This is a genomic window from Sphingomonas sp. GW821-FHT09E03, assembly GCF_059416225.1.
The window spans coordinates 73,193-86,749 of the sequence record NZ_JBWKOS010000008.1 but is presented as its reverse complement, the minus strand read 5'-3'; the positions used below and the strand labels follow the sequence as shown (position 1 = coordinate 86,749).

General features: G+C 67.0%; 11 protein-coding genes. 8 read left to right on the top strand and 3 right to left on the bottom strand.

What is annotated here, in order from left to right; genetic code table 11:
- Positions 1-14: 14 nt before the first annotated feature.
- Together AC07M8_RS15430 and AC07M8_RS15425 are read right to left on the bottom strand one after the other, a co-directional pair.
- On the bottom strand, positions 15-1,442 hold the full coding sequence (locus tag AC07M8_RS15430; protein ID WP_495175208.1) for a M20/M25/M40 family metallo-hydrolase: 1,428 nt from the start codon (positions 1,440-1,442) through the stop codon (positions 15-17).
- A gap of 46 nt (positions 1,443-1,488) precedes the next feature.
- Complete coding sequence (locus AC07M8_RS15425; RefSeq protein WP_495175207.1) at positions 1,489-3,759, bottom strand: TonB-dependent receptor; 2,271 nt, start codon at positions 3,757-3,759, stop codon at positions 1,489-1,491.
- 432 nt (positions 3,760-4,191) lie between these two features.
- On the opposite strand from AC07M8_RS15425, the gene AC07M8_RS15420 reads away from it, so the two are divergent.
- Genes AC07M8_RS15420 through AC07M8_RS15405 form a run of 4 tightly spaced genes read left to right on the top strand, consistent with a single transcriptional unit; the run spans position 4,192 to position 8,918 of the window.
- Positions 4,192-4,698 carry a 2Fe-2S iron-sulfur cluster-binding protein gene (locus tag AC07M8_RS15420; RefSeq protein ID WP_495175206.1) on the top strand — a complete coding sequence of 169 codons (507 nt, stop codon included), beginning with the start codon at positions 4,192-4,194 and terminating at the stop codon, positions 4,696-4,698.
- Positions 4,695-5,687 (top strand): FAD binding domain-containing protein, encoded by a 993-nt coding sequence (locus AC07M8_RS15415; RefSeq protein WP_495175205.1) that lies wholly within the window; start codon positions 4,695-4,697, stop codon positions 5,685-5,687. Before AC07M8_RS15420 ends, AC07M8_RS15415 begins: the two co-directional genes overlap by 4 nt.
- Positions 5,684-8,026, top strand: a complete 2,343-nt coding sequence (locus AC07M8_RS15410) for a xanthine dehydrogenase family protein molybdopterin-binding subunit (RefSeq protein ID WP_495175204.1) — start codon at positions 5,684-5,686, stop codon at positions 8,024-8,026. The genes AC07M8_RS15415 and AC07M8_RS15410 overlap by 4 nt, the downstream gene beginning before the upstream one ends.
- A gap of 37 nt (positions 8,027-8,063) precedes the next feature.
- Positions 8,064-8,918 carry an SIMPL domain-containing protein gene (locus tag AC07M8_RS15405; protein ID WP_495175203.1) on the top strand — a complete coding sequence of 285 codons (855 nt, stop codon included), beginning with the start codon at positions 8,064-8,066 and terminating at the stop codon, positions 8,916-8,918.
- Between the two features lie 42 nt (positions 8,919-8,960).
- On the opposite strand, the gene AC07M8_RS15400 is transcribed toward AC07M8_RS15405, so the two are convergent.
- The gene (locus AC07M8_RS15400; protein ID WP_495175202.1) at positions 8,961-9,521 is read right to left on the bottom strand and encodes a hypothetical protein; all 561 of its coding nucleotides are present in this window, start codon (positions 9,519-9,521) and stop codon (positions 8,961-8,963) included.
- Positions 9,522-9,709: 188 nt separating this feature from the next.
- Here AC07M8_RS15400 and AC07M8_RS15395 point away from each other — a divergent pair, with 188 nt between their 5' ends.
- The 4 genes from AC07M8_RS15395 (at position 9,710) to AC07M8_RS15380 (ending at position 13,549) form a co-directional block, all read left to right on the top strand.
- The gene (locus AC07M8_RS15395; protein ID WP_495175201.1) at positions 9,710-10,060 is read left to right on the top strand and encodes a DUF3147 family protein; all 351 of its coding nucleotides are present in this window, start codon (positions 9,710-9,712) and stop codon (positions 10,058-10,060) included.
- 210 nt (positions 10,061-10,270) lie between these two features.
- The gene (locus tag AC07M8_RS15390) at positions 10,271-11,335 is read left to right on the top strand and encodes a glycoside hydrolase family protein (protein ID WP_495175200.1); all 1,065 of its coding nucleotides are present in this window, start codon (positions 10,271-10,273) and stop codon (positions 11,333-11,335) included.
- Complete coding sequence (locus AC07M8_RS15385; RefSeq protein WP_495175199.1) at positions 11,325-12,347, top strand: glycoside hydrolase family 43 protein; 1,023 nt, start codon at positions 11,325-11,327, stop codon at positions 12,345-12,347. Before AC07M8_RS15390 ends, AC07M8_RS15385 begins: the two co-directional genes overlap by 11 nt.
- 59 nt (positions 12,348-12,406) lie before the next feature.
- The gene (locus tag AC07M8_RS15380; RefSeq protein ID WP_495175198.1) at positions 12,407-13,549 is read left to right on the top strand and encodes an aldose epimerase family protein; all 1,143 of its coding nucleotides are present in this window, start codon (positions 12,407-12,409) and stop codon (positions 13,547-13,549) included.
- The last annotated feature ends 8 nt before the right edge of the window (positions 13,550-13,557 follow it).

Sequence of the window (13,557 nt, the reverse complement as noted above, 5' to 3'; positions counted from 1 at the left end):
CGGCCGGCGCCGCATCAATGCGCGGCGAAATAGCTGGTAAGATCGTAGATATAGTCGCGGCCGCGATACAAAGCGTCGGCAGAAATTCGCTCGTTCAGCCCGTGGGTGCCTGCGGTCGCCGGGTCGTTCCACAGCCCGGGGATGCCATAGGTCGGGATGCCGATCTTGCTGAGATAGGTGGCGTCGGTTGCCCCGGCGGACTGGGTGGGGATGACCGGCACGCCCGGGAAGTGCTTGGCGCCGATCGTCGCGATCGGCTTCATAATTGCCGGGTCGAGCGTCGGCACCGCGGTCACCGGACGTTCCTGGATGTTGCTGCGGAGGATCTTGACCTCGGGGTCGGCGATCACCTGCTCGAGCGCCGCCCTGGTCTGGTCCGCGGTCTCGCCGGGCGCGATACGGCAGTTGATCGAGGCGGTGGCGCGCTGCGGCAGCGCATTGGCGGCATGCCCGCCGGACAGCAGGGTGGCGACGCAGGTGGTGCGCAGCAGCGGGTTGAGGCCGAGATCGGCGCCCACCAGCTTGGCCGCCTCGGCATCGTCGGGCCGCTTGCCGAGCCGGACCATCGCGGCGCCGACCGCGTCATGGCGCATCGCGCCGGCCTGGACGAGATAGGCCTGCGACACCGGGTTGAGGTGCACCGGGAATTGCAGCGTGCTCACCTTGGTGAGCGCCGCGGCGAGCCGGTAGATGGCGTTGTCCGGCTGCGGCGCCGAGCTGTGGCCACCGCGGTTGGTGACTTCGAGCACGAAGTTGCGCGGGCTTTTCTGGGAGATCTGGACGCCGAGCGTCTCGGGGCCGCCGCCCGGCGCGGTGCGGCCGCCGCCGCCCTCGTTGAAGGCAAAGCCCGCCTTCATCAGCTCGGGGCGGTTGTCGACCAGCCAGCCCGCGCCGTTCAGCACCCGCTCGTTGCTCCCCTCCTCGCCGCAGGTCAGTGCCAGCTTGACGGTTCGCCTGGGCTTGAAGCCGCTCTGCTTCCAGCGGGTCAGCGTATCGGCGAAGATCGCCGCCTGCGCCTTGTCGTCGCTGGCGCCGCGGCCGTAGAAATAGCCGCCCTCCTCAACCAGCGTGAACGGATCGCGCACCCAATCCTCGCGGTTCGCCTCGACCACGTCGATATGCGCGAGCAGCAGCATGGCGGGCTCGTTCGCGTCCGATCCCGCCCAGTTCACCACCAGACCACCATCGCGCGGGCGCTCGGGCGGAGTGTAGAGCGTCAGCTCGCGATCGCTGAACCCGGCGTGGCGCAACCGATTGCCGATCTGCGTCGCCGCCTTGGTGCAGTCGCCCACCGACGAGGTCGTGTTGGTCTCGACCAGTTCCTTGTAGAGATCGTGGAAGGCGACGCGGTCCGGCCGGGATGGCGGTTGCTGCGCGGCGACTGCGAGCGGCTGGGCGAGGACGGCGGTGGTCGCCATCAGGGTGAGCATGGTTCGCGTCATGGCTGTGTGTTCCTGTTGCAAGCGATCGGGACAAGCGGGATGATCGTCAAAAGCCCTTGTGCATGTTGATGCCGACGGTGCGCGGGCGCGAGCTGACATAATAGTCCGGCGCGCCGGTGGCGGAGGCGACGCGGTTGAGGCCATATTCGTTGAACACGTTGTTCACGAACAGCGAGATGGCCAGATCGCCCGGCGCCTGCACCCCGACGCGGGCGTTGAAGATGCTGAAATTGCCGATCTCGCGATAGAAGGCGTTGGTCGGGCGCAGCTCGGTGTTCATCGGGCCGGTATAGGTCCAATCGAACCGCGCCAGCCCGGTCAGCGTAGCGGTGACCGGGGGGCTATATTCGATACCGGCGGACGCCGTCGTCCGCGGAACATAGGGGAGGATGTCGCCGGACAGGCCGGGCGCGGTGACGAAGCCGGTGGAATCAACTTGGTCGGAGGTCAGCCGCGCCTTGTTGTAGTTGAAGCTCGCGTTGAGGCTGAGGTAGCGCACCGGCCGTGCGCTGCCCTCCAGCTCGACGCCTTCGACGCGGACGCCGGCAAGATTGTAGATGAAGCTGAAATTGCCGCCGCCCTGCTGCAGCGTCGATACCGAGGTCTGCACCTGGTTCCAGTCGGTGCGGTAGATGGCGAGGTTCAGCGTCGCCTTGCGATCGAGCCACGAGGTCTTGGTGCCGAGCTCGTAATTCCACAGCGAGTCTGGCCGGTAGACCAGATATTGCGCCGGGAGGTTGGGGATGTTGTTGGCGCCGCCCGGGCGGAAGCCCTGCGCGGCATTGGCATAGACCAGGATGTTGCGGGTGGCGCGCAGGTCCGCGTTGAACTTCTTCACCCATCCCTTGGCGTTGGCGCTCGTCTCCTGATAGGCGCGCGGCTCCTGCCCGTTGGTGAAGTTATAGCCGAAATATTCGCCGCCGACCGTCTTGGTATAGTCGTAGTGGCGCAGCCCGACGGTGAGGGTGAGCGGCGAGAGCAGCCGGTAGCCGACCTCGCCGAAAAAGGCGGTCTGCTTGACGCTGGTCAGCACGTCGCGGCCTCCGAGATTGTCGACCGGATCGCGCTGGCCGCCCGTGTCGGGATCACCGGCGAAGGGCAGCGTGTCGACGCGGTCGAACCGGTTCTCATGGAACAAGCCGACCGTGTAGCGCAGCGCACCGTCGCCGTTCGAGCCAAGCCGCGCTTCCTGGATGAAGTTGCGCGCATAGCGTGGCTGATAGGCGCCGAACGGCGCCTTGGAGCGCGCGTAGGTCTGGTACACCGCGCGCTGGGCGGCGGTGCAGGTGGTGGTGGGCACGCCGAGCGCGACGCTGGTGTACAAGGGGCACCATTTGGCGCCGGAGACGACGCTGGCGAAGGCGGCGTTGTTGTCGTTGGTGCTCTCGACGTCCCAGCGATACCAGGAGGCACTGGTGGTCAGCGTCGCGAAGCCGAGATTGAAGCGGCCGACGCCGTTGTAGAGCTGCAGCTTGTCATGCCACGGCTGGAAGATCTGGAAGTCCGCCAGGAAGGGCCCCAGCACCGAGCTATATTGCGAGGTGCCGTCGATATCCTGCTTCTGGTAGATCGCGGTGGCGGTGATCGACACCGCATCGCTCGGGGTGAAGCCTAGCATCGCGCGGCCGCCCTTCTGGGTGGCGCGGTTGGCGTTCTTTCGGTCGAGCACGGTATAATCGATATAGCCGCCCTGCCGCTCGCTATAGCCAACCACGCGCAGCGCGAGCTTGTCGGCGATGATCGGCACGTTGAGCGCGCCCTTGGCGAAGAAGCCGACGGCGCCGTTCTGGGTGTCGCTCGCCTGGAATTCCACCGCGCCTTCATATTTGGTGGGGTCGGGCTGGTTGAACAACACCCGCAGCGTGCCGCCCATCGACCCCGAACCGTAGAGCGTGCCTTGCGGTCCGCGCAGCACCTCGACGCGTTCGACATCGAACAGGTTGAGGTTGGGCGTGTTGCCCGCGGGATCGGAGGTGGTGCCTGAAGGGCCGATCAGCGGCGTCTCGCCATAGTAGAGGCCCACCGTGTTCTCGCCGGCACCCTGGATGCCGCGGATCGACACGCGGGTGCGGCCGGAATCGCTTTCGGTGAGCTGCAGGCCCGGCACTTGGCGGATGATGTCCGCGATTGTCGTCGCGCCGAGCTTCTGCAACTGCTCCGCGCCGATCGCCGAGATCGCGATCGGCGTGGTCTGCACCGTCGACGACCGCCGCAGCGCGGTCACGACGATGTCGTCGGGTGACGAGGCCGGCGCCGGATTGTCGACGGTCGGCTGGGCATCGTCCGGGGCGGTCTGCGCCAGCAACGGAGACGGCATCAAGGCAAGGGCCACTGTTGCCAGCAGCCTGGATCGCACGTCAAATCGCATTGGTCCCCCGTTACCCGTTTCACCGACGCCGCCTCCGCAGAAGCGGCGCGCCAAAGAAGCGGTATATATCCTACCATCTCAATAGGAATTTGAGTTTAGTACGGCGAAGCCCAGCCATGTTGCCGAATGTTACCCAACGAGGGGCAGGCGTCCGGGCCGCAGTGCGCCGCCGCTGCGAATGTCGTTGGCGTTCACCTGCTGCTGCGCACCCCTGCGCGATCGTCGCCAGCGGTTGACCAGCGATACGCCACGCCCGGCCGCAGAACGCTGCCGGCGCGATCGTTGCCGGTGGGGCCATCGACGCGATGATGCGTTCCTCCCCTGCACAGACCGCCAGTTCGGCAGTATGATCAGCATGCCCACAGCAAGACGGAGATTGCGATGTCGCTCATGATCAATGGGACAGCGGTATCGGTGCCGCCCGATCCGCGGGTGTCGCTGCTCGATCTGCTGCGCGAAACGCTGCATCTGTCGGGCACCAAGAAGGGGTGCAACCAGGGTGCCTGCGGCGCCTGCACCGTCCTCGTCGATGGCGAGCGCATCCTCTCCTGCCTCGCGCTCGCGGTGCAATATGACGGCCGCGCGATCACCACGGTCGAGAGCCTCGCCGGCGCGGATGGGCTCCATCCGCTGCAGGCGGCGTTCATCGAGCATGACGGCTTCCAGTGCGGCTATTGCACGCCGGGGCAGATCTGCTCGGCGATCGGCATGGCTGCGGAGGCGAAGCGCGGCGTGCCGAGCCATGTCAGCGCCGATCTCACCGCCGATGTCGCGCTCACCCGCGAGGAGGTGCAGGAGCGGATGAGCGGCAATCTGTGCCGCTGCGGCGCACACAACGGGATCATCGATGCGATCAACGCGAGCGTGGCGGCGGAGATGGCGGCATGACCCCCTTCGATTACACGCGCGCCGGCAATGTCGCGGAAGCGGTGCGGCTCGGTGGCACCGACGGCGTTGCGGCGTATCTCGGCGGCGGCACCAACTTGGTCGATCTAATGCGCGAGACGGTGGCGCGGCCCGAGCGGCTGGTCGACGTCACCGGCCTGTCGGACACCATCGAGGAGACGGCTGAGGGCGGGCTGCTGATCGGCGCCGCGGTGCGCAACACCGCGCTCGCCGAGCATCGCGCGGTACGCAGCCGCTATCCCCTGCTGTCGCGCGCGATTTTGGCCGGCGCTTCGGCGCAAATCCGCAACATGGCGACCGTTGGCGGCAACCTTCTCCAGCGCACCCGCTGCACCTACTTCTACGACACAGATGGTGCCCGCTGCAACAAGCGGGCGCCGGGCTCGGGCTGCGATGCGCGCGACGGGTTCAACCGCATCCACGCGGTGCTCGGCGCGTCGCCGGCCTGCGTCGCGACCCATCCGTCCGACATGTGCGTCGCGCTGACCGCGCTCGATGCGGTGGTGCATGTGGAGGGACACGATGGCGCCCGGACGCTGCCGTTCGGCGCGCTGCACCGCCTGCCCGGCGATCAGCCGGAGCTGGACACGGTGCTGGCGCCCGGCGAGCTGATCACCGCGATCGAGCTGCCGCCGCTACCGTTTGCAACGAATTCGGCCTATCGCAAGGTTCGTGATCGCGCGAGCTACGCCTTTGCGCTGATCTCGGTCGCCGCTGCGGTGGAGATGAACGGCGATCGCATCAAGGAGGTGCGCATCGCGCTGGGCGGCGTCGCGCACAAGCCGTGGCGCGCCGCCAAGGCTGAGGCGGCGCTGCGGGGCGGCCCTGCCACCGAACAGGCGTTTCTCGACGCGGCAGCGGCCGAGTTCGCCGATGCCACGCCGCTGCGCGACAATGCCTTCAAGCCCAGGCTGGCGGCGCGCACGCTTGCTGCGGTGCTTGGTGAACTGACCAAGGGAGAGGCGGCATGAGCATCGTCGACACGGCCAAGCAGGCGGCGCAAGGACTGGTCCAGGGCGCGATGGCCAAATTGGTGCCGCTCGCGCCTGACAGCTGGATCCCCGGCGGGGTTCCCGATCCGCTGATCACCCACAAGCACGGGCTGATCGGCACGCCGGTGTCGCGGCTCGACGGACCGCTCAAGGTCAAGGGCGCGGCGCGCTTTTCGGCCGAGTTCCGGTTCGACGACATGGCCTATGCCGCGCTCGCTTATGCGACGATCCCGCGCGGGCGGATTACGGCGATCGACAGCGCGGCGGCCGAGGCGGCGCCGGGCGTCGTGCTGGTGATGACGCACCTTAACGCACCACGGATGAACAAGCCGGGCGTGTTCGGCTCGTCGCCGACCGCGGTCGGCCCGTCCGACCTGCCGATCCTGCAGGATGACCGGATCCACTGGAACGGCCAGCCGATCGCGGCGGTGCTCGCCGAGACGCAGGAGCAGGCCGATCACGCCGCCTCGCTGCTCCGTTTCACCTATGACGCGGAGCCCTCGACCACCACGCTCGCCGGCGCCAAGGCGAATGGCATCGAGCAGGGGCTGTTCATGGGCCAACCGCTGCTCAACGAGATCGGCGACGCCGAGGCCGCGCTCGCCAATGCTGCGCACAAGGTGGATCATCTCTACCGAACGCCGCGCCACAACCACAATCCGATCGAGCCGCACGCCGCCACCATCGCCTGGGTCGATGGCGAATTGATAATTCACGACGCCAGCCAGATGGTCACGGCGCAGGCGCAGACGATCGGCGAGGTGTTCGATCTCAAGCCTGGCCAGGTTCACCTCACATCGCCCTATGTCGGCGGCGGGTTCGGCAGCAAGGGACTGTGGGACCACCAGATTATCGGCGCCGCGGCGGCGAAGCTCGCCGGACGGCCGGTGCGTATCACCCTGTCGCGCGAGGGCGTCTATCGCATCGTCGGCGGTCGGACGCTTACCGAACAGCGGGTCGCGATCGGCGCCTCAGCGGACGGCCGCTTCGAGGCGCTGATCCACACCGGTCTGTCGGTAATGTCGCCGCACAACAACATGCCCGAGCCGTTCATCCTGGGCACCCGTGCCGGTTATGCATCTCCCGCCATTAAGCTGCAGGTGCAGGTGGCGACGATGAACATGCTCGCCAACACCTTCATGCGCGCGCCAGGCGAGGCGGTCGGCACCTTCGCGCTGGAGTCGGCGATCGACGAACTGGCGGCAGAACTGGGCATCGACCCGATCGAGCTGCGCCTGCTCAACGAGCCGGACAAGGACCCGACTTCCGGCCTGCCCTTCTCGTCGCGCCACATCGACGAGGCATGGCGCAGCGGCGCGGCGCGGTTCGGCTGGGCCGAGCGCAGTGCCACGCCGGGCAGCCGTCAAGAAGGCGAATGGCGGATCGGGCTCGGCTGCGCGACCGGCACTTATCCCTATTACCGCATGCCCGGTGCCCAGGCGCGGATCACCCTTGCCCAGGACGGCGCAGGCGTGCGCGCGACGGTGGAGGTCGCCGCCGCCGAGATGGGCATGGGCACGTCGACCACCACGGCGATCGTCGCGGCGGAACGGCTCGGGCTGTCGCTCGACCAGGTCGAGGTCGGGTACGGCGATTCCCTGATCCCGGGGGCGATCATGGCCGGCGGCTCGCAGCAGACCGCCGCGATCGGCGCCGCCGTGATCGCGGCGCACAATGCGCTGGTCGCCGAGCTGCTCAAGCTTGCGGGCAACGATTCACCGCTCGCCGGCCTGTCGCCAGCCGAGGTCGGCAGCGAGGATGGCGGCCTCGCCAAGCTCGACGAGCCGGCGCGGCGCGAAAGCTATGCCTCGATCCTCGGCCGCGCCCAGCGCGGCAGCGTCACCGTCACTGAGGCGGCCTCGCCGCCGCTCGAGCTGATGCACTGGTCGATGCACTCGCACAGCGCCTTGTTCTGCGAGGTGCGCGTCAATACGGTGACCGGCGAAACGCGGGTCAGCCGCTTTCTCGGCTCGTTCGATTGCGGCCGCATCCTCAATCCCAAGACGGCGCGCAGCCAGTTCCGCGGCGGCATCATCATGGGGCTCGGCATGGCGCTGATGGAGGAGACGCAGTTCGACGAGCGCAACGGGCGGATCATGAACCCAAGCCTTGCCGAATATCACGTTCCCGTGCACCTCGATGTGCCCGACATCGATGTGATGTGGACGGACATCGCCGATCCGCACACGCCGATGGGCGCGCACGGCATCGGCGAGATCGGCATCACCGGCGTCGCCGCGGCGGTGGCCAATGCGATCTACAACGCAACCGGTACGCGGGTGCGCGATCTGCCGATCACCCTCGACAAGCTGATCTGACTGGAGCCGGGGCGCCACGAGCCTCACTAACCCTGCCGTGATCGCCCGCCGGCTCGACAAGCTGGCGGCGATCGCGGAGACTGCCGCTCAGGTGGCGCGGCGGGCGTCGCCATCCGGGGGGATCATCATGAAGTCAGCCGCGCTCATCAGCCTGGTCATCGCCGCGGCGCCGGCCTTGGCGCAGACCCCGCCACCGACGCCGTCACAGATCCTCGTCTCTGCTAGCGGCACCGCGCGGACGCCGCCCGACATGGTGACGGTGGGGTTCACGCTGCGGGGCGAAGGCACGACGTCTGACGAGGCGGCGGCAAAATTGCGCGACGCCGCCAAGGCGATAACCGCCGGGGTGAACAGCCTGCTGCACGACGCGGGGGATTACCGAACCGCCAACCTCGGAATTACCCAGGTCCGCTCCAGGGACTGCGATGCCAACAACTATGGCCAGCAGCGGCTATCGACCGGTCCGTGCGCGATCATAGGCTATATTGCCTTGCTGCCGGTCTCGATCGACACCCCGCGCGTCAAGGACGCCGGCACGTTGATCAGCGTGATCGGGCGCCTGGGCGGGCAGGATGCCGCCGTGCAGCGGTTTTGGCTGAAGGACGAGACGGCGGCGCGCACTCGCGCGACCCAGGCGGCCTTGACCGATGCGCATGCTCAAGCCGCGCTGATCGCGGCAGGCGCCGGCGGTAAGCTCGGCCCACTGATGCGGGTCCAGGACGCCGACTATCGTGAGATCAGCCTGGACATGGCCGCGGCGCCACGATCGGTCGATCCGCTGGGAGCGCCCCCACCACCGCCGCCGCCTCAGGCGCCGGTCCGGATCGATCTTGCCCCCGACACGATCCGGACGACGGTGCGCCTGATGGCCGCCTATGGCATCGATCACTGACGCGCCGCCGGGGTGCGCGGCGTGCAACGCGCCGAGCCGCGATCAGCCCTGCCTCCCACCGAGCTCGACGCTTTGAGCGGCAATCACGGCGGCATCGGAGTCGATGGCATGGAGGTAGGCCGTTCGCTCTGGGCTGTGTTGCTTGAACTTGTGCAGCCCTCTTGCCTGGTCGCTGGTAAGTTGGATTGGCACATAGCCTCGCTCGACCAGGCATTTGTCGATCACGGCTTGCAGCTGATCCTTGACGTCCAGGGAAACCATGGCGGTATACTTGGCGCCAAAGGTGTTGGTTCGCCGCGCGATGTCATCGGCCGAGCGAAGCTTGGTGACCGCGTCGACGATGTTCATTGCATTGCTACTACCGATCTGGATGACAGTATCGAGTAACTGCGCGGCGCTGAGCGCGTCGAGTTGCTTGAGACGCTCGGGCCCGATGTATGCGGTCACATAACGCGAAGTTTCGCTGCATTCGGCCGCGTCGCGCGCGAAATCGGCAAGCGGTACGCCGGCCTTGCCCCACGAAAGACGGTCGGGCCGCTTCGCCGACGCCGGGGGGCACCACAGCAACGTGCCGACAAGTACACAATTGAGCATCAGCCGCATGGTGCCACCTCCACCAGGTGCCTCGATCATAGCGACCATCAAGGCCACAGCAAGCCGCAGGTCAGGTATATCAACGCGCCTCCGGCCACAGCTGTGCCATCAAGCGATACCTTCCGCAGACGGACTAACCCCGTCCCAGCTATAGGAGCCCGCTTCGCGCCGCGGCTGGCAGCGGCTACCATCGCGCCATGCTCTACCTTGTCATTAAAAGCCTGATCTCGGGTGCGCTGATCGCCATCGCATCGACGCTGGCGCGGCGCTATCCCGGGTTCGGCGCGCTGGTCGCGTCTTTGCCGCTGGTATCGGTGCTTGGCATGATGTGGCTGTGGCACGACAGGCCCGATGCCGGGAACATGGCCGCTCATGCCAGCGCCACCTTCTGGTACGTGCTGCCATCGCTGCCGATGTTCCCGGTCATGGCCGCGATGCTGCGGCACGGCTTCGGGTTCTGGGTGGCGCTGCTAGCCGGCTGTTGCCTGACTGTGGCGCTGTACGGCGCGATGACGTCGATCGGGCCACGCTTCGGCCTTCACCTTTAACCTGTCTGGCTGCCGACCATGCTATCTGCAGGATCGCTTGACGCCCACGCAAAGTCCGCAGCACGGCTGCTGTCGCCAGGTGCCAACACAAGGCGTATTAAGTAGTATAAATCTTGACAAGCGGCGCGACATATTGTCGCTGGCGGCAACGATAACGGTTGGAGAGGCCGAACAATGAGGCTGGCAACGGCGGCCGCCGCAGCGCTGCGGATGGCGTCGCTCATCGCCGCGACCACGAGCGCAGCCGTGGTCGCGGAGCAGCCGAGCACCGCTCAGGCGGTGCCGCCCGGTGCGCCGGAGACGCCCTATGTCGATCCGGACAAGGCCTATTTGTTCGCGCACATGACAAAGGCGCATTATGGCGTGCTTTATTACTCGGTCAGCCTTGATGGGCTGCATTGGCACCGGCTCAACGGCGGCCGTCCGGTGTCGGCCGATTACCACGGCCATGCCTCGATCGCGCGTGGCGCCGATGGCCGCTATTTCCTTGTCGGCAACAAGAGCGACGACGATCCGCTCATCCGCTTCTGGACCTCGACCGACCTGATCCGCTGGATGCCCTATGGCACCTACCGGCCGGACCTCACCGTCGTGCCGGGCTACCCCCACGCGCTGCCGCGGATCGGCGCGCCCAAGCTGTTCTTCGACAAGCGGTCGGGCCAGTTCATGCTCAGCTGGCACACCCCGAGCGTACCGGGGTCGGCCACGGATCCCGAAGCCTATTGGACCAGCCAGCGCACGCTCTACGCGCTGTCCAAGGATCTCAGGACGTTCACCGCGCCACCGAAACGTCTGTTCAGCTGGGACATGGCGACGATCGACACCGTGGTCCGCCCGGACGACACCGGCACCGGCTATTGCGCGATCATCAAGGACGAGCGCTATCCGTCCGCGCAATGGACCACCGGCAAGACGATCAGGATCAGCTGCGCGCCAACGCTGCTCGGTCCGTATCCCTTGCCCGGTCCGCCGCTCAGCCCCAATTTCCGTGAGGCGCCGACGCTGATCCGCGCACCCGACGACCAGAACTGGCTGCTTTACTACGAGCAATATGCCGGGACGAGCTATGGCCTCTCCAAGGCGCCGCGGCTGAGCGGCCCCTGGTACCAGGTATCCGGCAACACCGGCGTGCCCGAATGGGATCGCTATACGATGCCGCCCGACCTGCGCCACGGCTCGATGATCGAGATCAGCCGCCGGCAGTATGAGGCGCTGGTGACCGCCTTTCCCGATGGCGAGGCCACCGGCGCCGCGGAGGTGCCGCATGCGCGCTAACCGGCCACTGGCCCTGCTGCTGGGCGCCGCGATCGTGTCATGCTCTGCCGTCATGGCGGCTGGGCCGACGGCGCCGGCGGCGAGCTTCCACAATCCGTTGCTGCCGTCAGGTGCGGACCCGTGGATCGTTCGCGATGGCGACGTCTACTATCACATGCACACCACCGGCGATGGGCTCGAGATCTGGAAGACCCGCGACGTCACCGATCTTGCCCACGCCGAGCACCATGTCGTCTGGCGACCGCATCCTCCGGCGGCAAATGGCACGTCGATCTGGGCGCCCGAGCTGCATCGCATCGAGGGCCGGTGGTACATCTACTACACCGCCGCCGAGACGGGCCATGACGACGACGCCCATCGCGGCATCTTCGTCCTCGAAAATGCCGCCGCGGATCCCACCACCAGCACGTGGATCGATCGCGGCCGGCTGGCAACCGCGCACCACGGCATCGACGGCACCACCTTCGCCTATCGGGGGCAGCGCTATTTCGTCTACTCGCCCTATGTCGGCGACGAAAGCGACCTCGCGATCGTCGCGATGAGCGATCCGGTGACGCTGGTCGGGCCTGAGACGATCATCGCCCGCCCCGACCGGGAGTGGGAGAAACAGGGCGGACGGCAGATCCTGGAAGGCCCCGAGTTCCTGCTCGGCCCCAAGGGCGACTTGTTCCTGTCCTATTCGGCCAGCGCCTGCTGGTCGGACGGCTACGCCCTTGGCCTTCTGCATGCCGCGCCGGGCAGCGACCCGCTCGACGCCGCCATTTGGGTAAAACGCGCGACACCGGTGCTCGCGACATCCGAGGCGGCACAGGTGTTCGCGCCTGGCCACAATGCCTTCTTCACCACGCCGTCGGGCAAGACCTGGATCGTCTACCATGCCAATGCGCGATCGGGCATGAAATGCTCGTCGCAGCGATCCCCCCGGATCCAGCCGGTTGGGTGGAGCCGCGACGGCATGCCGCTGATCGGACCACCCATTGCCGCCACCGTCGCCTTGCCCAAGCCGCACTAGGGCAGCAGCAACGGCACGGCCAAGATAGAACATGAACGTCAGGGTTTAGGAGAGAAACAATGTCGCCCACCTCCATCGCCGCGCTGCTCGGCGCGGCCAGCATGGCCCTGACCGCGGCCAGCCCCGCGCTCGCCGCCACCGCGCAGCGGTCGAGCTTTGGCACCCTGCCTGATGGCCGTGCCGTCCCGGCCGTCACCCTCACCAACGGCCATGGCGTGTCGGCAACGGTGATCGCCTATGGGGCGTCGCTCCAGTCGTTGATGCTGCCCGACCGTAGCGGCAAGGCCGCCGACATTGTCGTCGGCTACGATCACCTCGCCGACTTCCTCGCCAAGCCGCAATATTTCGGCGCCACCGTCGGTCGCGTTGCCAACCGCATCGCCAAAGGGCGCTTCACCCTTGACGGCAAAGCCTATCAGACCCCGGTCAACGACGGCGCCAACGCGCTCCACGGCGGCACCAAGGGCTTCGACAAGGTGCTGTGGGACGTCACCGACGTGACGAACGGCGCCACCGCCTCGGTGACCCTGCGCTACGTCAGTCCTGACGGCGACATGGGCTATCCGGGCACGCTCACCACTTATGCGACCTACAGCCTAGACGAGCGCGGCGAGCTCACCATCGACTATCGCGCCATCACCGACCGCGCCACCGTCGTCAACATCTCCAATCATACCTATTGGAACCTCGCCGGTACCGGCAGCGCCAATGGCGCGATGGGTCATGTCGTCACCATCCCCGCCGACCGCTACACGCCGACCGACGCCGGCTCGATTCCGACCGGCACGCTCGCGCCGGTGGCAAGCACGGTGTTCGACTTTCGCCAGCCGCACGCCATCGCCGAGCGGGTGCGCGACGCCCACGACCAGCAGATCGCCTTTGCGCGCGGCTATGACCATAATTGGGTGATCGGCGCCAAGGTGACGGCGGATACGCATTTGATGGCCAAGGTCACCGATCCCGGTTCGGGCCGCGGCTTCGAATTGTGGTCTAACCAGCCAGGGCTGCAATTCTACTCGGGCAACTTCTTCGACGCCACCAGCCGCGGCAAGAATGCCCAGGTGCTGCGGATGGGCGACGCGATCGTCATGGAGCCGCAGCTGTTCCCCGATGCGCCCAATCAGCCGGACTTCCCCTCGGCACGGCTCGAGCCCGGCCAGACCTATCACAACGTCATCGTCTACAAATTCACTGCCAACTGACCACCGGG

Bases quoted from the DNA above. Each gene is read 5' to 3' on its own strand.
- AC07M8_RS15385 (WP_495175199.1), top strand. From the start codon at position 11,325: ATGCGCGCTAACCGGCCACTGGCCCTGCTGCTGGGCGCCGCGATCGTG.
- AC07M8_RS15425 (WP_495175207.1), bottom strand. From the start codon at position 3,759: ATGCCGTCTCCGTTGCTGGCGCAGACCGCCCCGGACGATGCCCAGCCG.
- AC07M8_RS15395 (WP_495175201.1), top strand. From the start codon at position 9,710: ATGCTCTACCTTGTCATTAAAAGCCTGATCTCGGGTGCGCTGATCGCC.
- AC07M8_RS15410 (WP_495175204.1), top strand. From the start codon at position 5,684: ATGAGCATCGTCGACACGGCCAAGCAGGCGGCGCAAGGACTGGTCCAG.
- AC07M8_RS15390 (WP_495175200.1), top strand. From the start codon at position 10,271: ATGGCGTCGCTCATCGCCGCGACCACGAGCGCAGCCGTGGTCGCGGAG.
- AC07M8_RS15420 (WP_495175206.1), top strand. From the start codon at position 4,192: ATGTCGCTCATGATCAATGGGACAGCGGTATCGGTGCCGCCCGATCCG.
- AC07M8_RS15400 (WP_495175202.1), bottom strand. From the start codon at position 9,521: ATGCGGCTGATGCTCAATTGTGTACTTGTCGGCACGTTGCTGTGGTGC.
- AC07M8_RS15430 (WP_495175208.1), bottom strand. From the start codon at position 1,442: ATGACGCGAACCATGCTCACCCTGATGGCGACCACCGCCGTCCTCGCC.
- AC07M8_RS15380 (WP_495175198.1), top strand. From the start codon at position 12,407: ATGTCGCCCACCTCCATCGCCGCGCTGCTCGGCGCGGCCAGCATGGCC.
- AC07M8_RS15415 (WP_495175205.1), top strand. From the start codon at position 4,695: ATGACCCCCTTCGATTACACGCGCGCCGGCAATGTCGCGGAAGCGGTG.